This window comes from Flavobacterium aquidurense (assembly GCF_001404985.1).
Lineage (GTDB): Bacteria > Bacteroidota > Bacteroidia > Flavobacteriales > Flavobacteriaceae > Flavobacterium > Flavobacterium aquidurense_B.
The window spans coordinates 1-21993 of record NZ_JRLF01000015.1 but is presented as its reverse complement, the minus strand read 5'-3'; the positions used below and the strand labels follow the sequence as shown (position 1 = coordinate 21993).

Below are 21993 nucleotides of genomic sequence, written 5' to 3'. Positions count from 1 at the left end.
ATTAAATGGCTTTAAGGTTTTTAGCTGCAATGCGAATCAAAATAAACAGCATAATAATCCAGAGAATGATAGAAAGAACAGAAACAATTTCGGATTTTAAAACATCCCAAATCCCTTTTGGCTCATAGTGAAACTCAGTTATATCAGCCCAGTGTTCTTTATTAATCGTGAGCGGTTTTTCATTTGGTCCGGGTTTTTTATTGCTAATGTATTTTACCTGCAACGCATTCATTTTCTGCGCCATGTTATAACGGTATTCTTCAGCCTGTTTCTGGAAGTCGATATACGAATCATAATCTGTATTCGATAATCCCATCGATAAATTTTTCATGGCGATATAAGGATTTATAAAAGAAACGGTCTTAGAGAAACTATTTTGCTTTTCGTAAACCTGAAGTAAACCTGCTAAATGCTCATTGTAAATTTTAGAACTTATTTTCTCGCCTTCGGTCATAATAAATCCAGAATAATTAAAAGGAAGTTTTTGTACCGAATCGACTTTGTAAACCCTCAAAAGAGAATCTTTGATGGCTTTATAATGCAAATCATTCGGATTATGGCTGTCTCCCTGCTTGAGAATATCCTTTTCTATATCACTCTGAAACTGAATTTTTGATGGCGCTTCATAGATATAAGCTCCAATTGCCTGAGTGGTTCTTGGTAAAATAATGGTAAAAACCAGCCAAATTCCAATCAATGAAATCAAAGCTTTTTTTGATGTTTTGCTTGATGCTGAAACCAAAACCGCCAGGACACAAAAGAAAATCAGGTAAATAAAATGAAACCCAATAAACAACAGCATTTTGATCGTTTCGTCAGTCGAAATCGCGAAATCCTGAAGTAATAACCAGATAAAAATCAACACAATGATTGTTGGAATAAACAGCAGCATAATAACGCTCGCAATTCCTAGTATTTTGCCTCTTAATAGTTGTTTCCAGCTAATTCCCTGACTTAAAAGTAATTTTAAAGTTCCGTCTTCTCTTTCGGATGCGATTGCATTAAATCCTAAGAAAAAGATCAATAAAGGCAGTAAAATTTGCAAAACCATCGCGATACTGATTTCTCCAAAACGGAGCATACTATTCGAAAATCCGGCTTCAGAGAAATTGGCAGTATTTTGTTTGTGTGCTTCAAGGAAAATAGCATTCCCGAAAAACGGTTCCATTCCAAATTCAAAAACACTGAGAGGCGTACTTTTTCTAAAAGCAAAATTTCCGTAATGCGCCATTCGGTGTGGATTTTTGTCCGGATTTTTTAACCAGTCTTCACGTGATTCATGTTGGTATTTTTCGCTGGTTTCGTTTTGACTGGTATAATTTTCCCAACCTGAAAAAGCAGCATAAAGCAAAATAATCCCTATAAAAAGGGTGATGATAAAAACAGCCGAATTCTTAAAAACGGAGTTCCTTAAATGTTTGGCGATTAGAATTTCTATGTGTAGTGGTTTCATACCAATTAAAATTTATAAGTTACAGTAAGGCTGAAATTTCGGGGAGCCCCGGGAAATAGTCTCAGATAATTCTGCGCACCTAACCAATACGTTTTATTGAATAAATTACCCGCATTCAGGGCAATCTGCATATTACTTTTGTTGGGTTTATAATAAACAGCCGCATCAAAAACGGTAAAATCCGGAAGTGTAAAATCTCTGGTAAACCAAGGCACTTTGCTGCTTTGATATTGCATTCCTAAACCAACTCCCAAATCCTTTAAGGCTGAATCTGAGCTAAAATTGTAACGTGTCCATAAGTTGGCGCTGTTTTTTGGCGTGTTTTGCTTTCTGGCACCAATTAATGATGCATCGCGATCGTTTGTAATTTGGGCATCGATATAACTGTAAGAAGCATTTATTTGCCAATCGGGTGTGATATAACCTGCTAAATCGCATTCGAAACCACGGCTTCTTTCAGCTCCTCTGGTTACGAGTAAATCAGGATTTGCAGGATCATTGGCATTCATCAAAATATTACGCTGATTGATCTCGTAAACGGCAGCATTAAAACTCATCGAATTATTAAAGAAAGTCGCTTTTACACCTGCTTCTTTCAAATTGCTTTCAAGCGGATCAAATAAACTTCCGGCCGGTAAAGATCCGGTTTGAGGCATTAAAGTCACCGTATTCGATTGTGGCTGATATCCCTCCAGATAAGTGGTGTAAACATTAATTTGATTGTTAATGGCATAAGTCACTCCAACACGAGGCAACAAAGCCGATTTTTTGACCGTTAATTCATTTTTCGATTTATAATTGGTAATGTCTTCAAACCATTCTTGTCTCAAACCCAGTAAAAAAGTAAATTTTTCCCAGGCAATCTGATCCTGAATATAAATTGCATTTGTAGTCGTTAATGCTGATGGCAGCGCCGTTCTAACATTCAAAGTATAATCATCTGCACTTGTAATCGTATAGGCTGGATTATTCAGATTGAAATAATTGACATTGGGTTTTGGTAAAACGACTCCGTCAATTGTTGTGGTTTGATAATTGGCAGCATTTGCAGGAACAAAAGTACTGGCCACCGTTCCGTCTTTTAATACATAACCTCTTGCTGCATTTTGTCCGCCGCCTTTGGTTTTGTTCCACGAACTTAAATCGTATCCCGCCAATAATTTATGTTTAAGCTTTCCGGTTTTTAAATCGAAATTAAAATAAGTACTCAGATTATCAACGTCCCAATATTGCTGACGCTGAACAAATTGCATCATTGCCAGACTCGTTACAGGCTGATTGTTCATATCAACTGCAAAACCATTTGTGGTTCTGTGTTCCTGCAGATTTTCTGTCCAGGATTGTTTCATGTATTGGGCATTAAAACCAATTTTAGAGCTGAATTTATGTGCAAAACTGGTCGTAAAAATCATTTCCTTTGATTTAAAGAAATCACTTGGCGCACCCAGATTTAAACTGATTGGTGTTTTGTTTAAACTGGTAACTCCTGCAACAGCGCCAAATATTGGCTGACCTCTATCAAGAATTCCGGTCATGTCGCTTAAAATCAATTCAGTATTTATAGCCGTTTTTTCATTTGGGATATAACTAAAAGAAGGAGAAATTAAAAACGACTTGTTACTCACTAAATCACGAAATGATTTTGCTTCCTGATATGCTCCGTTTACACGATATAAAAGAGTTTTTGATTCGTTTAGAGGCCCTGTAAAATCTAAGCTTCCGCGAAAAGTGCTAAAACTCCCTACACTCAGACTTACTTCTTTTCGATCAATGGCTAAAGGTTTTTTAGTCACCAGATTGATGCTTCCGCCGGGATCTACAGAGGAGAATGTGGCGCTCGATGGACCTTTGATGACTTCAACACGTTCGATATTATTCGTTAAAGGCTGTAAAAAATAATATTGACGGGTTCGCATTCCGTTGATGATCTGGCCTTCTTCATTTTGACTAATTCCGCGAATTGTATATTGATTGTAATAACTTGCCGGAATCACGCCGCTTGCCATCTTTACAGCATCAGCAAGATAAAAAGCACCTTTGTCAGCAATTAATTCTTTTGTAATTGTCGATATAGATTGCGGAATATCCTTATTTAATGCGGCAGTTTTTGTCGCTGCGAAAGAATAATCACTATTGTACTTTTTTGATGAACGTCCCAGGATTTCAACGGTTTGCAATTGATTTCCTGCCATTTTTATAGAATCGGAAACAATACTGTCTGTCGCTTTTTTAGCAACATTTTGAGATTGTGAGTATTGTGTGCCAATAATTAGCAATAAAAAGGGATATATATGTTTCATTTTTATGATGATGGAAATTATACTTCCTTTTATACCGTTTGTAAATAAAGATCTTCCAGTTCATTTGCCGATATTTTATCGGCTTCGATTACTGTAACCAGATTTCCCTGTTTCATAATCCCAATATGAGATGCGACTTCCCTGGCTCTGAAAATATCGTGTGTTGCCATTAAAATTGCTGTTCCGTCTGCAGAAAGTTCCTTGAGGATTTGTGAAAACTCGTTTGATGCTTTTGGATCTAATCCGCTGGTAGGTTCGTCCAGCAAAAGAACTTTTGCTCTTTTGGCAATGGCGATCGCAATACCTACTTTCTGGCGCATTCCTTTAGAATATCCTCCAAGATTTTGATCGTGTGCAGCAACTTGCAATCCTGCTTTGGTCAGGAAATAGGTAAGTTCTCCGTTAGAATATTTAAATCCGGCAAGAGACGAGAAGAATTTCAGGTTTTCTAAACCAGTCAGATTGGGGTATAACATTACCGTTTCAGGAATATACGCGACATATTTTTTGGTTTCCTGCGCATTATCAATCACGGATATATCATTTATTTTCAGTTCACCGTCTGTTGGTTCTATAAACCCCAGAAAAAGATTAATTGTGGTCGTTTTTCCTGCTCCATTTTGACCTAAAAGCGCAAAGATTTCACCTTCTTTAATTGTCAGGTTCAGTTTATTCAAAGCAGTATGATCGCCATATTTTTTGGTCAGATTTTCAGCTATAAGCATAGTTTTTATGTATTTGGAGTGATTTAATTTGTTTTTTGTCGCAGTCGCAGTCGCAGTGACAGTCGCAGTCTCAGTCGTAGTGACAGTCTGGATCTTAGTGCAGTCTCAGTTTTAGTTGAGTGCGGGAATAGGAGGATGGTTACTACGGTTTCTATAGAAAGAAATTAACTGGCTTTCGAAAAATAAGAATAACATTGTTGTCTTATTCAACTCGATTTATTGTAAATAAATGCGTCAAATAAAAAATGCAATCCATTTCCTTTACCGATTATAGAATAGGCAAGAGGGAATTTTAATTTTCGAAAATAAAATGTAGTAAACTAAATTAAAGTAGGAGGTGCCCTAAGAGAAAAAAGACTTCCTTTAAAGAAATTTGAAGTATCTTTTGTATAAAAAGAAATAGAAGAAGTTTCAATACTTGCTTTATAAAAGAATAAAGCCTGAAAGGTGTTTGGGATAAATGTGCTAAAAGCAAAATGACAAACGTGGCAGTTTGTATCAACACTATGACTGTGCGTAATCTGTTTTTGACCCTCAACATATTGATGATCACAACGTTTTTCTGTTAATTGCCTGTAAACATGCTCGTAGGAATGTATGGTCTGAAACAGCATTGCGAACAATACGGTTAAAGACATAAAAAGATTAATTAAGATAATTTTCTTTTTCATTTCTGTTTAAAATCCTACTGTTTACGCGGACTTTGTGAGTTTTTATCTAATGCAACTTGGTTGCAAATATAGATATCTTATTTATAAATCCATTAAAAGCTGGATATTATTTTAAGATTATTTTACTTTTATATGTTCTGCAAATCTAAAAATTATACAACAATTGCAGGGTATGAAAATCAGACGATCCGTCAAAATATTTATCCAATACATCATTAAAAACAGGTTCTGTATTTTGAATACTGGCAAATAAAGTCATACAGGATTGTAATTTTTCATTATCCGGATTTCCAAAGATTTCTTCGGCTGTTTTTTCATCCGTTTTGATTAATTCGGCAGTAATTTCGATGAGATGTTTTCCCAGAATTGGATGTTCTAAAAAGGCTATTGCTTCATCTGCATTTTTTATTTCATAGAATTTTGAGGTATCGCAAGATCCTAATCCTTTTATCTGAGGAAAAATAAACCACATCCACGGAGATTCTTTTTTTCCTTTTTTAATTTCTGAAAGTGCAGACAGGTATAATTTATTTTGAGCGTCTAAAAAACGAACCAATTCTTTATTATTGTAAGCCATTATTTACTGATTTTATTTGAGGTAATCAGGTCGTAAATCTACTGAAAATAAATGTAGTTGTACATTCCTAAAGTTTTTTTTACGTCTATTTTTTTCTATATATTATGGCGGAAATTATCTGTAGTATTAATCGGAAATATTATTGAATTCTTAAAGATTAATTAAAAATTAGAGAAAATTTAATCTCCCAAAGTTGCATTTTTTTATCATTTCGACCCTAACCAGAAATTGCACAAGTTATTCGACAAATATTTTTGAGTTTATATTCTGACTTGCTTCATCAATTCGCTATCACTTTGCTAAAAATCTTTATTCCTTTAGATTATATTTTCACATTATTATTCCTGTTAACAACCCTCTTTTTTGTTACAAATCTCAACAATACTAAGCGTTTACGTTATAATATTTCTATTTTTACGAATCAACTAAATTATCGACTTAGATAATAATTAAATTTTTTGATTTGGCATTAGTTTCAAAAAATGTCAATTTCTGTTAACGGGCGTTCTGCTCAATAAAAAAATAAATTATGAAAATAGGATTAATCGGATTCGGGAAGACTGGAAAATCAGTAGCATCAATACTACTGGAAAACAAGAAATTTTGTTTGGAGTGGGTTTTAAGACAAAGTACTGTTTTAGAACATAGATCAGTTCCCGAATTTTTTGGAATTCAGTCAGACGAACCCGGATTAATATATTCGAGTTCTAAAACGACGATGGAAGAATTACTGGACAAACATCCGGTTGATGTGATTATTGATTTTTCGTCAAATGAAGGCATTTACACCTACGGAGAACTTGCAGCAAACCGCAACATTAAAATAATCTCGGCAATCTCTCATTATAAAGACAAAGAACTTCAGTTACTAAAAAAACTGGCTCATAAAACCACCGTATTTTGGTCCCCAAATATTACGCTTGGAGTAAATTATTTACTTTTTGCAGCGAAATTTTTAAAGAAAATTGCGCCTTGGGTGGATATAGAAGTCAATGAAGAACATTTTAAAATGAAGCAGGGAACATCCGGAACAGCGGTAAAAATTGCTGAAGCCTTAGATGTTGATAAAGAAAATATCAATTCGGTCAGGGCAGGAGGAATCGTGGGTAAACATGAGGTTATTTTTGGCTTTCCGTATCAAACGGTTCGCTTGATTCACGAATCGATTTCAAGAGAAGCTTTTGGAAACGGAGTTGTCTTTGTTGCTGAAAATTTAGAACACAAACAAAAAGGGTTATACAATTTTGAAGATATATTGTCGCCCTATTTTGCTGTTTAAATAAATTGTTAGTTTAAAACTCAAATAAAACATTCAAAAAAGTCATTTACAAAAGAAACTTACTTCAATATTTCAAACCCGACAGGTTTTTAAAATCTGTCGGGTTTATTGTTTGCAGAAATTTAAATTAAATAATGTTTGATATATCAAATAAATAATTATATTTGATATATCAAATAAATTTCAGGATAAAAATTTAAATATGAAACAAAAAACACCAACCGGAACAGTTCTCTATACTATAGAGCAAACCATCAAGGAATACAGGAAAATTTGCCAAAAAAACATCCAGAAGATTGTAAGTGATATTACAGTTGATCAGTGTTTAGTATTGATTATCCTGAATGATAATGTACAGATTTCTCAAATAGAAATAGCTAAATTAATCTTTAAGGATAATGCTTCGATTACAAGAATTATAGAATTGATGGTTAAAAAAGACTATCTCTCAAGAGAAATAAATGATTTGGATAAAAGAAAATCTAAACTTGTTATCACCGAAAAAGGCAAAAAAACGATTGTATCACTGACTCCGGTTTTTAAACTCAATCGCAGCACGGCGCTTGACGGATTATCTCCTGATGAAATTGAATTGCTTGATAAACTCCTGAATAAAATAATCACAAATTGTAAAACTTCATAACTTATGAAACAGCTATTAGCTATACTATTCCTTTCATTTTCAATTGTTGCGTATTCGCAAAAAGACCCGGCTGCAAAGGATGTTACTCTTACTGAATTAAATAAAAAACAAATTATTGATTCGCTGACCAAAGAGCTCGAAGAATTCTATATACGCCCAAATGCTATTGGAGATATTAAAAAGAAACTGAATGAAAATTACAAAAAAGGGCTTTATAAAGACGTTGTCAAACCAAATGAATTTGCCAGTAAATTAAGTGCAGATCTTATAGAGGTTAGCAAAGATTTGCATTTTTCAGTAATTTATGATCCCGAATGGTCAGAAAATCAACTGAAAAAAGAAGATAAAGAAATACTCAAAAAAATTAAGGCAGAGGAGTTAGCAGAAGCTAAAAAGAAAAATTTCGGGTTTCAAAAGACACAAATTTTAGAGGGAAATATTGGTTATCTGCAATTTGATTATTTTGAAGATCCTGCCATAGCAAGTGAAAAAGCAGCTTCTGTCATGCAGTTTTTAAACAATACTGATGCTCTCATCATAGATTTACGAAAGAATAATGGAGGAGCTATGGAAATGGGACAATTTCTAAGCAGTTATTTTTATTCAGGTAAAGAATTACCGTTGTATAAATATTATTATTACGAGAAGAACAGAAAAAAAATAGATAGAGAAATGTGGCTATTGCCTTCTGTTCCCGGAAAACGTCTGGAAGATATCGATATTTATATTTTAACTAGCTCGGTTACTTTTTCTGCTGCTGAATGGATGAGTTATTCTCTTCAAAATTTAAAACGCGTCACAATTGTAGGTGAAAAAACTGCCGGAGGCGCGCATCCAATTGATCGAAAGGTATTACCAAACGGTTTTTCTATAAACATTCCTTTCGGTGAAGTAAAAGATCCTGTAACCCATACGGATTTTGAAGGAAAAGGAGTTATGCCGGATGTTTTATGCAAAAGCGAAGATGCCGTAAATACAGCACATTTACTGGCAATACAAAAGCTTTCATCAAAAAATACGGATTCATCAAACAATCTGGACTGGTATATTCCGGTTATTAAAAACAGACAAAAAACAGTAAAAGTCGACAGTACAATTTTAAAATCATATCAGGGACATTATGGGAAATCTGAATTGGCGTATGAAGGCAGTAATTTATATTATAAGTGGAATAATATAGCCACTTTTTTATTGATTCCGCTGGAGCAGGATTTATTCATAATTGATGGAATTGACACTTTTCGTATAAAAATTATTGCTGAGAAAAATGCCGTAACAGGAATTAAAAGAATTTATCAGGACGGACAAGAAAAGTTCTATAAAAAAGAATAAAATAAAAGATAAATTCTCTGATTTTGCCACTTTAGACGGGCAATAATAATAAAACCCTACAATCCCAAAATCTAGGGAATGCAGGGTTTTATTATTCTCTAAAATTAATACTTTAGTACATTCAGCACTTTAAATATTACTGTTTGCTAATAGAAATGGATTTACTGCCGGCATTTGTTTTTACAAAATAGATTCCTGAAGGCTGTTCTGAAATAGAAATTAAACTTCCTGATCCTTGTTTTACTTTAATTCCCAAAGGAGAATAAACAGTCCATTCTAACTCTTTTGACAAGTGAAATACTCCCGTTGAGGGATTAGGAAAAATGCTGATTTTATTTGATTCCTGGTTTGGATTTTCGATGCCAAGCGTACAATTATGAATCATGTAAGCTGTTTCTTTTTTATTATTGCCAATTGTGTTGCTTACAGTCAATGAAACGGTTTTTGTTCCTTCGGTACCATAAATTACGCTATGCGGACCAATTCCTGTTGCAGTTGCGGGTTGTGCGCCATCGCCAAAATTCCAGACATAATTATCAACAGTTCCTATTGAAACAGAGGTAAAAGTAACAGCATTGTTCAAACATCCCATTTGTGTATTTACTTCATAATCAGCAATTGGAGCTGTTGTGCTTCCGGTTAATACAAATTCCATTTTATTGACATTAATATCATTTTCTTCAAAAAATAAAGTAATAACATGTGTACCCGCAGTTAATGGAATATTAGGAATTGCAGTTGTTTGCCAGGCCTGAAAACCTCCTGTATTAGGTATATTGACCGTTCCGGTTGCATTTATACCATCGACTTCAAGATGTAGCTTTCTATTGGCATAAGGCGATGCAATTCTTAAATTGATCGTATAATTGCCTGTTGTATTAATTTTTGTGGTGTATTTAAGCCATTCGCTTTTAGCAACGTAGGCAAGATTAAAACCACCTTCGTTACAAACTTCGGTTCCTACGCCATCACCGGCTCTGTAGGCAGTATCACCACCGCCATTGCTATCAAAATAAGCACTTGGACCTACATCATAATTTTCGGCTTCGATAATACCCGGAATTTGCGCTGCAACTCCTAAATAGGGTGCATTAGGCAATGTAGTAGCGGTATAAACTGCGGTATAGGTTATCGTACCGTTTGCAGGTGCTTTAAAAGTCTGATTCGCAGCTCCTCCATGATTCCAATGGTCAAAATCATATCTTATATTTTCAATATATTGCGGGGTAGGAGCATTTAAAGTCTGTAAAGCCGCATTGGCGACTACTTGTTTTGTAGATGGCGCGGCAACCGGTTTTTGATTGAATTCTAAAGCCAGTAAAGCCGGTGAACTTGTTACGGTTACATCGACCAGATTTGGTTTTACATCTACAAATGCAGTTCCTGTTAAACCATTGCTGTCTGTAACTTTTACGGTAAATCGATACCAGACATTTGGTGTTTTCTCTCCTTGATTAGAAGCTGTAAAATTTCCGGATTTCACGCCTTGCGGACTTGCACCGGGATGTGAATGTCCTGCTCCGGGAATATCTTCGTGAAAGAGATCCATATTCCACGAATAAGCACTTGCAGGTAATGCTCCGTCTTCGATATCAGTACCATTGGCTTCAAAATGAATCACATCATCAGCATTCCATTTTAAAGTTGGTAATGGTGAAACTATCGTAACAGTTGGTGCATTGCTAAAAGGTGTAACAGTTAAAGTTGCAGCATTACTGGTGGCATCACCGGCAGTATTGGTCACAATAACCCTGTAAGCACCCGCATTTGCAGGCATAACGCTTGGTATAGTATAACTTACTGCGTTTGCTCCGGGAATATTTACAGTATTAAATTGCCATTGGTAACTAAGTCCTACACCACTTGCCGAAACTGTAAAGGTTACGGGAGTAGTTTGCATGATAGACTGAGAAATGGGATGATTTACTATCGTTGGAGCTGCTGTGGCAATATAATCGAGTTTAATTAAAGCACCGTTATTGCCATAAGCACAATAATAAATATAGCCATCATTGCCTAACATCATACCGAGCGCCTGTTGCTGCGGAGCTGAATAAAATTCGGTTGAGACAGGATCAGCAATATTGGGATCAAAAGAACGGATTTCATTTCGAACAAAATCTTTAATGATAAATTTGCCTTCGAGATTAGGATATCGAGATGTAGTTGGGTTATAAAGAACCCCGTTTGTTAAAGCGTTTCCAATACTTCCGGTTGCATAAGTAAATATGGGATTGGTAAACAAATCAGTTTCGGTTTGTTTCCCGTCGCCGCCCTGAGGATGTCCCCAGGCATAATTGCGAATCGCAGGATTGCTGATTTCATTGATTTCTTCCCATGAAGTTCCAACATCCAGAACAAATAATTTATTGGCTGTTTTATTGGCTACAAGCCTCCACGGATTTCTAAAACCATATACCCATATGCTTTGTCTTTGTATAGAACCAGTTCCGTAGAATGGATTTCCGGGCGCAGGCTGTCCATCTTCTGTAAGACGAAGGATTTTTCCTTTATACGTATCTAAATTCTGAGAATTTGTATTCTGCTGGCTGTCTCCAACGGTTACATATAAAAATCCGTTAAAGAATTTTAGATCACCGCCGTTATGAAAACCGCCGCCAATAGGTTCTAATAATAAAATTTCCTGCCTGCTTACAACCTGATTGGCATTGTCGATTTGTATTCTTTCAATTCTATGCCTGATTACACCGTCATTGATCGAATAAAACACATAAATGTAGCCATTTGTCGCGAAATCAGGATGCAAAGTTAATCCAAGTAAACCCTGTTCATTGTCTGTAACAGTGGTTACGGTAAAAACTGTTGAAACGGTATTGTTTTGAAATACTTTTACAATTCCGGCTCTTTCTGCTATAAATATTCGTCCGTCAGAAGATTGTTCTAATGAAAGCCCTTCTTTAATAACAGCTGTAGGAGCAAGGTTTTGTGTAATATACTGGCAATTTGCCTGAGATGACAGCAAAAGAAAAAAAGCATAGAATAAATGCTTTAACTGCTGCCTCTTTTGAAAATAGGAGAGTAGGTTTTTTTTCATAATTATTCAGAATGAATTTATAATTTGGGTAACCAAATCTAAACTTTTTCTGTCTAATTATCTAATTTCCAATAATTTCTTTGCGATGTAAAGTTCCCCAGTCTTTTAATGCCATGATTACGTCCGACAAAGATTTGCTATGTTCTGTAGAAGCATATTCCACAGTTGGGGGGAAAGTATCATAAACAGTTCTGGTAACAAGCTTGTTTATTTCAAGGTCTTTCAGCTCTTTTGAAAGCATTTTATCTGTAATTCCGTTGATGTCTTTTGAAATCTCTTTGAATCTTTTTGGGCGGTTTGATAAAGCGATCAATATGGGTAATTTCCATCTTCCGCTTAAAACTTCTAATGCATCTCGAACCGGACGCAATGCTGCCAGACATTCTTCTGGCTCACAAGTTAATTCTTTTGTTTTTACACTCATAATTTTCAAAGGTATTAAGGTTTGTGAAACTTTTATCCGGTATCGTTTTTATTTTATGCGTTACTATCCTCAAGGATAGCGCTATCCTTGAGGATAGTACTATAAAAGAGATAGCAAATGTAGATAAGTTTGTATCATAAACAAAACAATAATAAATATGAGCAAAAAGATTCTGAATATAATAACAAGCATTAAAGGTGATGCTTCATTTAGTAACCAATTATCGAATGCTATTCTGGAGAAAATAAAAGCGGAATATCATGAAACGCAGGTACAAACGCTTGATCTTTCTAAAACGCCTTTACCATATTTGAATGCGGTAGATATTAGTGCTTTTTATACTCCTGCAGATCAACATACGCAAGCACAAAAAGAAGCACTTAAATATTCTGATGAAGCAACAAAAGAAGTTATCGAAGCTGATATTATTATAATTGGTGTACCGCTTTATAATTTTGGAATTCCGGCTGTATTAAAAGGCTGGATCGATCAGGTTGCGAGATCAGGAAAAACGTTTAGTTATGATGAGAATGGACCAAAAGGATTGTTAATCAATAAGAAGGTATTTTTATCTATTGCCTCCGGTGCTATATTTTCTGAAGGACCTTATAAAAGTTATGATTTTTCAGAAACATATCTGCGCACCGTTTTAGGCTTTTTAGGAATAACAGATATTACTACTTTTCGTGTAGAAGGAACTGCAATTCCTGATTTTGCCGAAAATGCTTTGCCAAAAGCTTTGACTGCCGTTAAGGAATTTGCGCTTTAAAATAGAAATAATACGATAGTTGGACATTTTCGTATCAAGTAAACCCGACAGTTCCGAAGCATCGGTATAATCTGTCGGGTTTCGTATTCATAGTTATTTATTTCTCGATTATCATTGTAACTCCTTGACCTCCTGCGGCACAAATCGAGATAAATCCTCGTCCTGAGCCTTTTTCATTTAGTAGTTTTGCCATAACACCAATAATTCGTCCTCCGGTTGCGGCAAAAGGATGTGCTGCTGCAAGGCTGCTTCCTTTTACATTTAATTTTTCTCTGTCAATAGCTCCCAAAGTTTTCTTTAGTCCAATTTGAGCACTTAATTCCGGGCTTTCCCAAATTTTTAAAGTAGCCAAAACCTGTGCAGCAAAAGCTTCATGAATTTCATAATAATCGAAATCCTGTAAAGTTAACCCGGCTTTATCAAGCATTTTGCTGGCGGCAAATAAAGGCGCTAACAATAGATTTTGTTGGTTTTTTACATATTCAATAGCTGCAACTTCGGCAAAAGTGATATAAGCCAAAACAGGAAGTCCTTGTGATGCAGCCCATTCTTCGCTTGCTAAAAGTATGCAGGATGCACCATCAGTCAGCGGAGTAGAATTTCCGGCGGTAAGTGTTCCGTTTACTTTATCAAAGGCAGGATTAAGTTTTGCCAGTTTTTCGATTGTACTGTCTTTTCTAAGGTTATTGTCTTTTTCAAGTCCGTTAAAAGGCGTAATCATATCATCAAAAAAACCTTCATCGTATGCTTTTGCCATATTCAAATGACTTTTAAGCGCGAGATTATCCTGATCTTCACGGGATATCTTATAGTGTTTTGCTGTAATTTCAGTATGTCCGCCCATCGAAAGTCCCGTTTGCGATTCTTCGTTACGCGGAACTAAAGGAGACAAATCTTTGGGACGTAATTTTAAGAACAGTTTTATTTTTTCGCCTAATGATTTTGCCTTTCTGGCATTCAATAGAATTTTTCTCAGTTTTTCGCTTACGGCAATTGGCATATCACTAATAGAATCCACACCTCCGGCAATTCCGGATTCTATTTGCCCAAGCGCAATTTTATTAGCAATATAAATGGCACTTTCTATTCCGGTATCGCAGGCTTGTTGTAAATCACAAGCAGGAGTTGCGGGATCAAGAGTGGTTTTCATGACGCATTCCCTAATCAAATTATTATCATAAGTATGTTTGATTACGGCTCCGCCAACAACTTCGCCTAATAATTTTCCTTTCAGATTATATTTATCAATAAGACCGTTAAGTGCAGCCGTCATCATATCCTGATTTCCAACTTCGGAGTACGCTGTATTAGCTCTTGCAAACGGGATTCGGTTGTATCCTACAATGGCTACTTTTCTAATTGTGGTGGTATTATTCATATCTGATTGGTTTTATAGAGACAATTTTATTTTAACGGATTTAAAGATAAGGAGACTTATTTGTAATAGGATATTTTCTCAAATAATATATTGTAAACTTTTTTAAATCTCTTATGACAATTCAGAATGAGCTTTAATTTTTATTTAGAATGATTAAAAATAATTTGGAAAACAGATTTTTAGCTACTACTTTTGCGAGCGAAATCAAAACCAAATAATAATGAATATCATGTTTATAAAAAAAGCTTTATTTTGCCTGATGTTTTTGACCTCATTAACCATGATAGGTCAGGAATCAGGAAAAGTAACAGGAAAAGTTTCCTTGAGCGGCAATGTTCCTGCAGAGAATGTTTCAGTAGTTCTAAGAGGAACAAAGTATAGTGCCGTTACCAATGAAAAAGGACAATACGAAATTAAAAATGTAAAACCTGCAAGTTATACTATTAGTATTCATGCTGTAGGAATACATTCAATCGAAGATCAGATTATAGTTACTGCAAGACAAACTACGACTAAAAATTTTATGCTTTCTGAAAGTCAGGAAGATCTTGATGAAGTAGTTATTACAAAAAATAAATACAAGCAAGACAAACCTTCAATGTCATTGCGTCTTCAGACTCCGGTACTTGAAATCCCTCAAAACATTCAGATTGTAAGCGGTCAGACTTTAAAAGACCAGCAGATTATAAGTATGAGTGACGGAGTTATCCGTAATGTGAGTGGAGCAGTACGTTTAGAACACTGGGGTGATTTGTATACTAATATTACAATGCGTGGATCTCAAATTCAGGCATTCCGTAATGGATTTAATGTGGTTTCGTCTTTCTGGGGACCATTAACCGAAGATATGAGTTTTGTCGATCATATTGAGTTTGTAAAAGGACCGGCAGGATTCATGCTTTCCAGCGGTGATCCAAGCGGACTTTATAATGTAGTGACTAAAAAACCAACTGGAATTACAAAAGGTGAAGTGAATGTTATGGCAGGAAGCTATGATTTTTACAGAGCAAGTGTTGACTTAGACGGAAAATTAGATAAAAAGGGAAAATTATTATACCGTTTTAATGCTGCTGCACAAAAAAAAGGTTCTCATCGTCCGTTTGAGCACAATGACCGCTACGTAATTGCACCGGTTATCAGCTACCAGATTGATGATAAAACTAAAATTACAGCTGAATATAATTTTCAGTATGCTAATATGACTGAAGTTGGATCTTACTACGTATTTGGTCCGGAATCTGAAGGATATGCAACTTTGCCAGTTGGATTTACAATGACACAACCGGGATTACCTGATACCAATATTCAGGATCATAGCGGATATTTAATGTTTGAACACAAGTTTGATGACCGCTGGAAATTGACCGCTCAAACTTCATATTTTAAATACATACAACAAGGTTATAGCTCATGGCCGGGCGTTGTTGGACCAGGACCTGTAGACAGGGATTTTGACGGAGTGCCGGAAGGTACACTTGAAAAAGGTGAAATTATCAGAAACGTTGGTATTTGGGATGCAGAAAGTAATATGTATTTAGGTCAGATATTTTTGAACGGAAAATTCACTACCGGATCAGTTACCCATAAAATATTAGCTGGTGTAGATTTGGCAAGTAAAGATTATGCGGCAGATTGGGGACAATCTCACGATCTTGATACTGTGGATAATCCGTTTAATGTTTACAATCCAAATTATGGTACGCCATCTAACGGTTTTCCTGCTTTCGACCATACAACACCTCTTTCCATAAGAGCTGCAACTGCAGGTGGTTTAATGACTACAAACTATGCAGCCGGATATGTTCAGGATGAACTTGGATTTTTTGAAAATAAGCTTAGAGTAACCCTTGCAGGAAGATATACATGGATTAGTAATGCCAGCTGGGGCGGAGCTCCAATTGCTGACAGTCATATTACGCCGCGTGTAGGTATAAGTTACTCTATTACTGAAAGCTTAGCACTTTACGGATTATACGATCAGGCTTTTATACCACAATCCGGTATTATAAAAAATGGAGATAAAGTAAAACCCCTTACAGGAAGCAATACTGAAATTGGTATTAAAAAAGACTGGTTTGATGGATCTTGGAGTACTACATTATCTGCTTACAGTATCTTAAAACAAAATGAACTGGCATCTGATCCAGCTAATACACCAGGAGAACAATACAGTATTGTTTTGGGAGAAAAAAGAGCAAGAGGTGCTGAATTTGATTTAAGAGGAAAAATCTTTGATGGTTTTAATGTTGTGGCAAATTACGCCTTCACAGAATCTGTTGTATTGAAATTAAACGGAACTATTCCTGGCATTGCAGTGGGAGATATTGTTCCCGGATATTCAAAACATACAGCAAATGCATGGTTAAACTATACCGTTCAATACGGGACTTTTAAAGGTTTTGGAGCTTCTTTAGGAGGAACTTATCTTGCAGGACGTTTAACAGATACATGGAGTGTGGGGCTGGAAAAACTTCCAAATTATTTTAAAATGGATGGAGGGCTATCTTATGATGCCAAAAAGTTCAAAATCACTGCAAACGTTTACAATATTCTTAATGAATATCTTTACAGCGGTTCTTATTACTCTTATCTTAATGCGTATTACTGGCAAACTGAACAGCCTGTAAATTTTAGGGTTGGTGTAACATATAAATTCTAAGAATATTTCTCCTTTGAGAAGAGTTTACATAAAAAAGCATCCGTCATTTGGCGGATGCTTTTTGTTTATTATAGATTTTCACTGATTCAAAGGGTTTTCGCTGGTTTTTTTCTAAGAGAAAGTGATTAAAAAATCATTTTAATTTGTGGCAAAAAAACTCTATTAATAAAGTAAACCAGCGAAAACACCTGAATCTGTGCTATATGTGAGCAAAAAAATTATGCTTTTTTAATTAAAGGAATCACTTTTGAACCTATAAGTTCTATAGCATTCATTAATTGTGTATGTGTAAGTCCTGCATTATCCATCTGGAAAGTAAATCTCGAAATCCCTCCCAGTGATTCGCTGTGGCGTAAAATTTTCTCGGCAATACGTTCAGGATCACCAACAACTAATACACCCTGATCATCAATAAGCCCATCAAATTTGTCTTTTGTTACAGGCGGCCAACCGCGTTCTCTTCCTAATTTTGTCCAAAGCTCAGCATAACCGGGATAATATTCCTCGATTGCTTTTGCAGTTGTACTGCCAACAAACCCTGGGGAATGCAAACCTACTTTAAGTTCTTCTGGTTTGTAACCTGCAGCTTTTCCGGCTTCACGATACAAATCTACCAGTGGACGAAAACGATGCGTTTGCCCTCCAATAACCGCAACCATTAAGGGTAATCCTAAAGATCCTGCTCTGATAAAAGATTCAGGAGTTCCACCAACGCCTAACCAAATTGGCAGTTTTTCCTGTAAAGCCCTGGGATAAATTGGAAGATTATTTAATGCAGGGCGAAATTTCCCCGACCACGTTATAAATTCGTTATCTCTAATTTGAAGTAAAAGATCTAATTTTTCACTAAAAAGTGCGTCGTAATCGTTTAGGCTAAATCCAAAAAGGGGATAGGCTTCAATCGCTGATCCACGACCCACGACAATTTCAGCTCTTCCTTTTGATATTAAATCTAAGGTTGCAAAGTTTTGATACAATCGAACCGGATCAGCAGCGCTAAGAACTGATACGGCACTTGCTAATCTTATGCGGCTTGTTCTTGCTGCTGCTGCGCCTAATATTACAGCTGTAGCCGAATCCAGAAACTCTTTCTTGTGGTGTTCTCCAATTCCAAAAACGTCAAGTCCCGCCTGATCTGCCAGTTCGATTCTTTGCAGTAATTGTTCCATAGCATCGACACTGCTCAAAGTATTATTGTCTCCGTACATTGCCGAAGCAAAACTGTCTATTCCTATTTCTATCATAGTAGTTCTTTTAAATTAATCTTTTATTGATGTAAACAATCTGCTTTAATGTGAAAATCCAAAGGAAACACTGATCAGAATTATTAAAATTACGATTAGTGTGATCACTACATACAGATAATCTTTTTCGAGAAGAAAAGAAAACAGTGATAGTAAAACACGCAATACAGGCGTTAGAAAAAGCAGGATAATCCCAACGAATATCAGTGATTCTCCTTTTCCCTGAATTGCCCCATTGTAGATTGACGAAATTACTTCAAAAATATTTCGGTCATTTTCATGAAATACAGAGTAGTTCTCTATATCAGTGCTATGTCCCATTAAATAAACAATTCCGCCAATAAAAGCTACAGATAATGAAATCCAGACACCGTAGCGCAATAAATTACCAATAATGAATTGAAAATCTTTCTCTCCAAATTTTTCGTGTTGCATAACCTTAGATTTTTCCATTAAGTCCGTTGTATATCATGTTTAATGCAAGCACAAAAATCAGGCACGCAAAAAAGATTCTTAGTTTTTTAGGATCGGTTTTTACCAGGACTTTCGCTCCGGCCATAGCACCAAACAAAACGCCAATGACAACAGGCATACAAATACCGGGTTCAATATATCCTTTTTGAATGTAGATTACAGAACTGGCCATTGCGGTAACACCCATCATAAAATTACTAGTTGTGGTAGAAACTTTAAACGGAATTCTCATGATATTATCCATTGCAATTACTTTAAAAGCACCGGAACCAATCCCTAATAATCCGGACATCATACCGGCAATTCCCATCATACCAAAACCGCCAACCACATTTTTGGTTCCGTATTTAATTACTTGACCGTCGTGCGAAGGATAAGTTCCTTCTAGTCTTAGTTTTTTAGCCAAGGGACTTGATTCTAAAACAATATGTTCTTGCTTTTTTCGAAGTGAATTAATAGCAGAGAAAATCAAGGTAAGTCCAAATAATATGGCAATAAATGAAGTAGGAGCAATGGTAGAAAGTAAAGCTCCGCAAACCGCACCGATTGTTGTGGCAATCTCAAGAAAAATTCCCAATCTCATATTGGTAATTCCTTCCCTGACATAAGCAGCGGCAGAACCTGATGAGGTTGCAATTACAGAAACTAAAGCCGCACCAATTGCATAATGAATATCAACGCCAAGAATGACTGTTAAAAGGGGAATTATGATAATTCCGCCACCCAAGCCTGATAATGAACCAATAAAACCTGCTAAAAAAGCACCAAGAATCATAATCAGGGTAAATGTAAGTACTGTCATTCGGATAAATTTTATTGTGGCTAATTTACGAATTGATATTAGTTTCCGGAAAAATTACGACCTTAATAATACCTTAAAAATGAGAGGAGCCATTTTTAAACCAAAATAAGACTTTTAAAACCAGTATGATAGAAGCGTTTGTATTTTGTAAAATTGCTTTTTTTGAATATTAATTAACTTAAGTTAATTCGGTCAGTTTTATTTCGGATCAAATTTGCACTATAAAATTTAAACTAAAATGATAAACGAATTAAAAGTAGGAGATAAAATACCATATTTTACCCTTCAGGATCAAAACGGAAATAATTTTAACAGCAGTACAGATACTTTAGGTACTACAACAGTGATTTATTTTTATCCAAAGGATGAAAGTGGCGTTTGTACAAAAGAAGCTTGTGCTTTTCGAGACCGTTATCAGGATTTTACAGATGCCGGCATACAGGTTTTAGGAATTAATGCAGGAAGTATAGAAAGCCATAAAAATTTTGCCGAAAAAAACAGATTGCCTTTTAAATTATTAAGTGATCCCGGAAATAAGGTCATCAGGCAATTTGGAGTAAAAAAAGCATTGTTTTTAACCGGTAGAGAAACTTTTGTTGTAAACAACGAAGGAATTGTAATCTATAAATTCAGGGATTTTTTTAAAGGTGCTGCACATGCAAAAGAAGTATTGGATTTTTTAAAACAAGCAAAGTAATACTTTATTTCATACTTTTAAACCCGGTTTACTAAAGCTGGGTTTACCTGTTTATATATGGATGATAAAAAAGTATTATTTGATTTTTTGCATAATTTCTCCAATCTTTCTACAGTAGATTTTGATAAGGGAAATCAATATTGGTATACCAGAACAATTAAAAAAGGAGAATTTTTTAATATGCAAAATTTCGTATGTTCTGATCTTGGTTTTATACGAAAAGGTATTTTTAGAATCTATTATTATGATGAAAAAGCAATGGAGGATCGAAATATGTTTTTCTTTTCAGAAGGGCAATTTATCGTTTCTTTTGCCAGTTTTGTTTATCAATATCCTTGCGTTTATTATGTCGAAGCGCTGGAAGATGCAGAGTTGTATGCTATAAAATACAAGGATCTTCAGAATTTATATGATGTCAATAAAGGTTGGGCAAATACTGGAAGGGTTTTGGCAGAATTATTTTTTATCTACGCTCAATCCAGAATGGAAGCACTTCTTTTTAATACAGTAGAACAGCGTTATACCAAATTGCAAACTGAACAACCCGAAATTCTAAATAGGATTGCTTTATATCATATCGCTTCTTATTTGGGAATTACTAGTCAGTCATTGAGCAGGATTAGAAAAAGATTAGGTTAGATTTATAATTTGGCTGTAAAATTTATAAAATGGAAAATAAAAAGGAGTAGTAAAACTCCATATATTTATAAGTCATTTCAGAAAGTTAATTCTAATTTATTTATAACCTTGTTAACTTCTTCTATTTTATTTGAAACAAAATTTACGTTTTTAATCTTGTCCAATTTTTTATCAATAGAGACAGTAGAGTTAATCTTTGAAGGATTTTTATTTATCACTATTTTTTTATCTAAATTTTTCATGATTATTTTCTTTTAATTAAAAATCCAATAAAATTTGTGTCATTTCTAAAAGATACATTATAATATTTTCCTGTAATAGGATTTTGTAATATACCAAAGATAAAGAAAGTTTTTACTAATTCATTATAATTACTCGAAATTAGAATTCTATATAATCTGGTTCTAATCTTGCAACTACCTGAGAAAAATATAAATTTATCAGGATAAATTTCAGTATAAATATAAGTTGCATTTGCAACAGTTGCTAGTATAATATTACGATCCCCATTATTGGTTGTATTAACATCATCAATATCAAATGTTCCTTTACTCTCATTAATATTAATTTTATCTCCAAAACCAAGATTTACAATTTCGGGATTTTGCATTAAAGTATATTTTATTACTTTATTAATGTTTCCTTGTTTTCCTGAACTTATAAATTCAAAAATAGTAGAATTTGAACTGACTTTTAAATCATATTTAGGGTAATCCATTGATTAAAATTTATCAGTAAAAATACATTTTTTAGTAGGATAAATCTGTTTTTTTTATTTAAAATAAAAAACTCCATCATATGAAAATGATAGAGTTTATATAATAAAGCTGTATTACAGTATTAATAATCTATTTTTTAGTCTTTGCGACAGA

At 34.8% G+C, this 21993-nt stretch carries 20 protein-coding genes; 7 read left to right on the top strand and 13 right to left on the bottom strand.

Translation table 11 applies throughout. The features are described from left to right. Position 1 precedes the first annotated feature (1 nt). The 5 genes from RC62_RS18575 to RC62_RS18555 all read right to left on the bottom strand — a co-directional run bounded on the left by RC62_RS18575 (position 2) and on the right by RC62_RS18555 (position 5726). A complete protein-coding gene (locus tag RC62_RS18575) occupies positions 2 to 1453 on the bottom strand; it encodes an ABC transporter permease (RefSeq protein ID WP_055097802.1) in 1452 nt (483 codons plus the stop codon). 5 nt (positions 1454 to 1458) lie between these two features. Beyond that, a complete protein-coding gene (locus tag RC62_RS18570; RefSeq protein WP_055097800.1) occupies positions 1459 to 3753 on the bottom strand; it encodes a TonB-dependent siderophore receptor in 2295 nt (764 codons plus the stop codon). A gap of 29 nt (positions 3754 to 3782) precedes the next feature. Continuing rightward, positions 3783 to 4478, bottom strand: a complete 696-nt coding sequence (locus RC62_RS18565; RefSeq protein ID WP_055097798.1) for an ABC transporter ATP-binding protein — start codon at positions 4476 to 4478, stop codon at positions 3783 to 3785. 320 nt (positions 4479 to 4798) lie between these two features. Further along, on the bottom strand, positions 4799 to 5149 hold the full coding sequence (locus RC62_RS18560) for a hypothetical protein (RefSeq protein ID WP_055097797.1): 351 nt from the start codon (positions 5147 to 5149) through the stop codon (positions 4799 to 4801). Between the two features lie 145 nt (positions 5150 to 5294). Next, positions 5295 to 5726, bottom strand: coding sequence for a DUF1810 domain-containing protein (locus tag RC62_RS18555; protein ID WP_055097796.1), 432 nt, complete (start codon positions 5724 to 5726; stop codon positions 5295 to 5297). 529 nt (positions 5727 to 6255) lie between these two features. Here RC62_RS18555 and RC62_RS18550 point away from each other — a divergent pair. The 3 genes from RC62_RS18550 to RC62_RS18540 all read left to right on the top strand — a co-directional run bounded on the left by RC62_RS18550 (position 6256) and on the right by RC62_RS18540 (position 8980). Next, positions 6256 to 7005, top strand: coding sequence for a 4-hydroxy-tetrahydrodipicolinate reductase (locus RC62_RS18550; RefSeq protein WP_055097795.1), 750 nt, complete (start codon positions 6256 to 6258; stop codon positions 7003 to 7005). 202 nt (positions 7006 to 7207) lie between these two features. Then, on the top strand, positions 7208 to 7648 hold the full coding sequence (locus RC62_RS18545; protein ID WP_055097793.1) for a MarR family winged helix-turn-helix transcriptional regulator: 441 nt from the start codon (positions 7208 to 7210) through the stop codon (positions 7646 to 7648). 3 nt (positions 7649 to 7651) lie between these two features. After that, entirely contained in the window at positions 7652 to 8980 is a 1329-nt protein-coding gene (locus RC62_RS18540) for a S41 family peptidase (protein ID WP_055097791.1), read from the top strand. A 136-nt stretch (positions 8981 to 9116) separates the two neighbouring features. Here the strand turns inward: RC62_RS18540 and RC62_RS18535 are convergent, their stop codons facing one another. Both RC62_RS18535 and RC62_RS18530 read right to left on the bottom strand, forming a co-directional pair. Next, on the bottom strand, positions 9117 to 12035 hold the full coding sequence (locus RC62_RS18535) for a PQQ-dependent sugar dehydrogenase (protein WP_055097790.1): 2919 nt from the start codon (positions 12033 to 12035) through the stop codon (positions 9117 to 9119). 61 nt (positions 12036 to 12096) lie between these two features. Next, positions 12097 to 12459, bottom strand: a complete 363-nt coding sequence (locus tag RC62_RS18530) for a winged helix-turn-helix transcriptional regulator (protein WP_055097789.1) — start codon at positions 12457 to 12459, stop codon at positions 12097 to 12099. Between the two features lie 157 nt (positions 12460 to 12616). On the opposite strand from RC62_RS18530, the gene RC62_RS18525 reads away from it, so the two are divergent. After that, positions 12617 to 13228 (top strand): FMN-dependent NADH-azoreductase, encoded by a 612-nt coding sequence (locus RC62_RS18525; RefSeq protein ID WP_055097788.1) that lies wholly within the window; start codon positions 12617 to 12619, stop codon positions 13226 to 13228. Between the two features lie 97 nt (positions 13229 to 13325). Here the strand turns inward: RC62_RS18525 and RC62_RS18520 are convergent, their stop codons facing one another. Beyond that, positions 13326 to 14606 carry an acetyl-CoA C-acetyltransferase gene (locus tag RC62_RS18520; RefSeq protein WP_055097787.1) on the bottom strand — a complete coding sequence of 427 codons (1281 nt, stop codon included), beginning with the start codon at positions 14604 to 14606 and terminating at the stop codon, positions 13326 to 13328. Positions 14607 to 14826: 220 nt separating this feature from the next. Here RC62_RS18520 and RC62_RS18515 point away from each other — a divergent pair, with 220 nt between their 5' ends. After that, positions 14827 to 17265, top strand: a complete 2439-nt coding sequence (locus tag RC62_RS18515; RefSeq protein WP_055097786.1) for a TonB-dependent receptor — start codon at positions 14827 to 14829, stop codon at positions 17263 to 17265. Positions 17266 to 17483: 218 nt separating this feature from the next. Here the strand turns inward: RC62_RS18515 and RC62_RS18510 are convergent, their stop codons facing one another. From RC62_RS18510 to RC62_RS18500, 3 genes are read right to left on the bottom strand one after another with little or no spacing between them, the layout of a single operon-like run. After that, the gene (locus tag RC62_RS18510; protein ID WP_055098573.1) at positions 17484 to 18506 is read right to left on the bottom strand and encodes an LLM class flavin-dependent oxidoreductase; all 1023 of its coding nucleotides are present in this window, start codon (positions 18504 to 18506) and stop codon (positions 17484 to 17486) included. A gap of 48 nt (positions 18507 to 18554) precedes the next feature. Continuing rightward, positions 18555 to 18944, bottom strand: a complete 390-nt coding sequence (locus RC62_RS18505) for a DUF1634 domain-containing protein (RefSeq protein ID WP_055098572.1) — start codon at positions 18942 to 18944, stop codon at positions 18555 to 18557. Between the two features lie 4 nt (positions 18945 to 18948). Then, positions 18949 to 19785 (bottom strand): sulfite exporter TauE/SafE family protein, encoded by an 837-nt coding sequence (locus RC62_RS18500; RefSeq protein ID WP_055097785.1) that lies wholly within the window; start codon positions 19783 to 19785, stop codon positions 18949 to 18951. 238 nt (positions 19786 to 20023) lie between these two features. Here RC62_RS18500 and RC62_RS18495 point away from each other — a divergent pair, with 238 nt between their 5' ends. Further along, positions 20024 to 20482 carry a peroxiredoxin gene (locus RC62_RS18495; protein WP_055097784.1) on the top strand — a complete coding sequence of 153 codons (459 nt, stop codon included), beginning with the start codon at positions 20024 to 20026 and terminating at the stop codon, positions 20480 to 20482. A gap of 57 nt (positions 20483 to 20539) precedes the next feature. Beyond that, entirely contained in the window at positions 20540 to 21121 is a 582-nt protein-coding gene (locus tag RC62_RS18490; RefSeq protein WP_055097783.1) for a Crp/Fnr family transcriptional regulator, read from the top strand. A 77-nt stretch (positions 21122 to 21198) separates the two neighbouring features. Here RC62_RS18490 and RC62_RS22930 read toward each other — a convergent pair whose 3' ends face one another. Both RC62_RS22930 and RC62_RS18485 read right to left on the bottom strand, forming a co-directional pair. Further along, complete coding sequence (locus tag RC62_RS22930) at positions 21199 to 21363, bottom strand: hypothetical protein (protein ID WP_157472577.1); 165 nt, start codon at positions 21361 to 21363, stop codon at positions 21199 to 21201. A gap of 2 nt (positions 21364 to 21365) precedes the next feature. Next, positions 21366 to 21839 carry a DUF6934 family protein gene (locus tag RC62_RS18485; RefSeq protein WP_055097782.1) on the bottom strand — a complete coding sequence of 158 codons (474 nt, stop codon included), beginning with the start codon at positions 21837 to 21839 and terminating at the stop codon, positions 21366 to 21368. Positions 21840 to 21993 lie beyond the last annotated feature (154 nt).

Bases quoted from the DNA above. Each gene is read 5' to 3' on its own strand.
- RC62_RS18535 (WP_055097790.1), bottom strand. From the start codon at position 12,035: ATGAAAAAAAACCTACTCTCCTATTTTCAAAAGAGGCAGCAGTTAAAG.
- RC62_RS18575 (WP_055097802.1), bottom strand. From the start codon at position 1,453: ATGAAACCACTACACATAGAAATTCTAATCGCCAAACATTTAAGGAAC.
- RC62_RS18520 (WP_055097787.1), bottom strand. From the start codon at position 14,606: ATGAATAATACCACCACAATTAGAAAAGTAGCCATTGTAGGATACAAC.
- RC62_RS18550 (WP_055097795.1), top strand. From the start codon at position 6,256: ATGAAAATAGGATTAATCGGATTCGGGAAGACTGGAAAATCAGTAGCA.
- RC62_RS18495 (WP_055097784.1), top strand. From the start codon at position 20,024: ATGATAAACGAATTAAAAGTAGGAGATAAAATACCATATTTTACCCTT.
- RC62_RS18490 (WP_055097783.1), top strand. From the start codon at position 20,540: ATGGATGATAAAAAAGTATTATTTGATTTTTTGCATAATTTCTCCAAT.
- RC62_RS22930 (WP_157472577.1), bottom strand. From the start codon at position 21,363: ATGAAAAATTTAGATAAAAAAATAGTGATAAATAAAAATCCTTCAAAG.
- RC62_RS18505 (WP_055098572.1), bottom strand. From the start codon at position 18,944: ATGCAACACGAAAAATTTGGAGAGAAAGATTTTCAATTCATTATTGGT.
- RC62_RS18515 (WP_055097786.1), top strand. From the start codon at position 14,827: ATGAATATCATGTTTATAAAAAAAGCTTTATTTTGCCTGATGTTTTTG.
- RC62_RS18525 (WP_055097788.1), top strand. From the start codon at position 12,617: ATGAGCAAAAAGATTCTGAATATAATAACAAGCATTAAAGGTGATGCT.
- RC62_RS18555 (WP_055097796.1), bottom strand. From the start codon at position 5,726: ATGGCTTACAATAATAAAGAATTGGTTCGTTTTTTAGACGCTCAAAAT.
- RC62_RS18545 (WP_055097793.1), top strand. From the start codon at position 7,208: ATGAAACAAAAAACACCAACCGGAACAGTTCTCTATACTATAGAGCAA.
- RC62_RS18560 (WP_055097797.1), bottom strand. From the start codon at position 5,149: ATGAAAAAGAAAATTATCTTAATTAATCTTTTTATGTCTTTAACCGTA.
- RC62_RS18530 (WP_055097789.1), bottom strand. From the start codon at position 12,459: ATGAGTGTAAAAACAAAAGAATTAACTTGTGAGCCAGAAGAATGTCTG.
- RC62_RS18565 (WP_055097798.1), bottom strand. From the start codon at position 4,478: ATGCTTATAGCTGAAAATCTGACCAAAAAATATGGCGATCATACTGCT.
- RC62_RS18540 (WP_055097791.1), top strand. From the start codon at position 7,652: ATGAAACAGCTATTAGCTATACTATTCCTTTCATTTTCAATTGTTGCG.
- RC62_RS18485 (WP_055097782.1), bottom strand. From the start codon at position 21,839: ATGGATTACCCTAAATATGATTTAAAAGTCAGTTCAAATTCTACTATT.
- RC62_RS18570 (WP_055097800.1), bottom strand. From the start codon at position 3,753: ATGAAACATATATATCCCTTTTTATTGCTAATTATTGGCACACAATAC.
- RC62_RS18500 (WP_055097785.1), bottom strand. From the start codon at position 19,785: ATGACAGTACTTACATTTACCCTGATTATGATTCTTGGTGCTTTTTTA.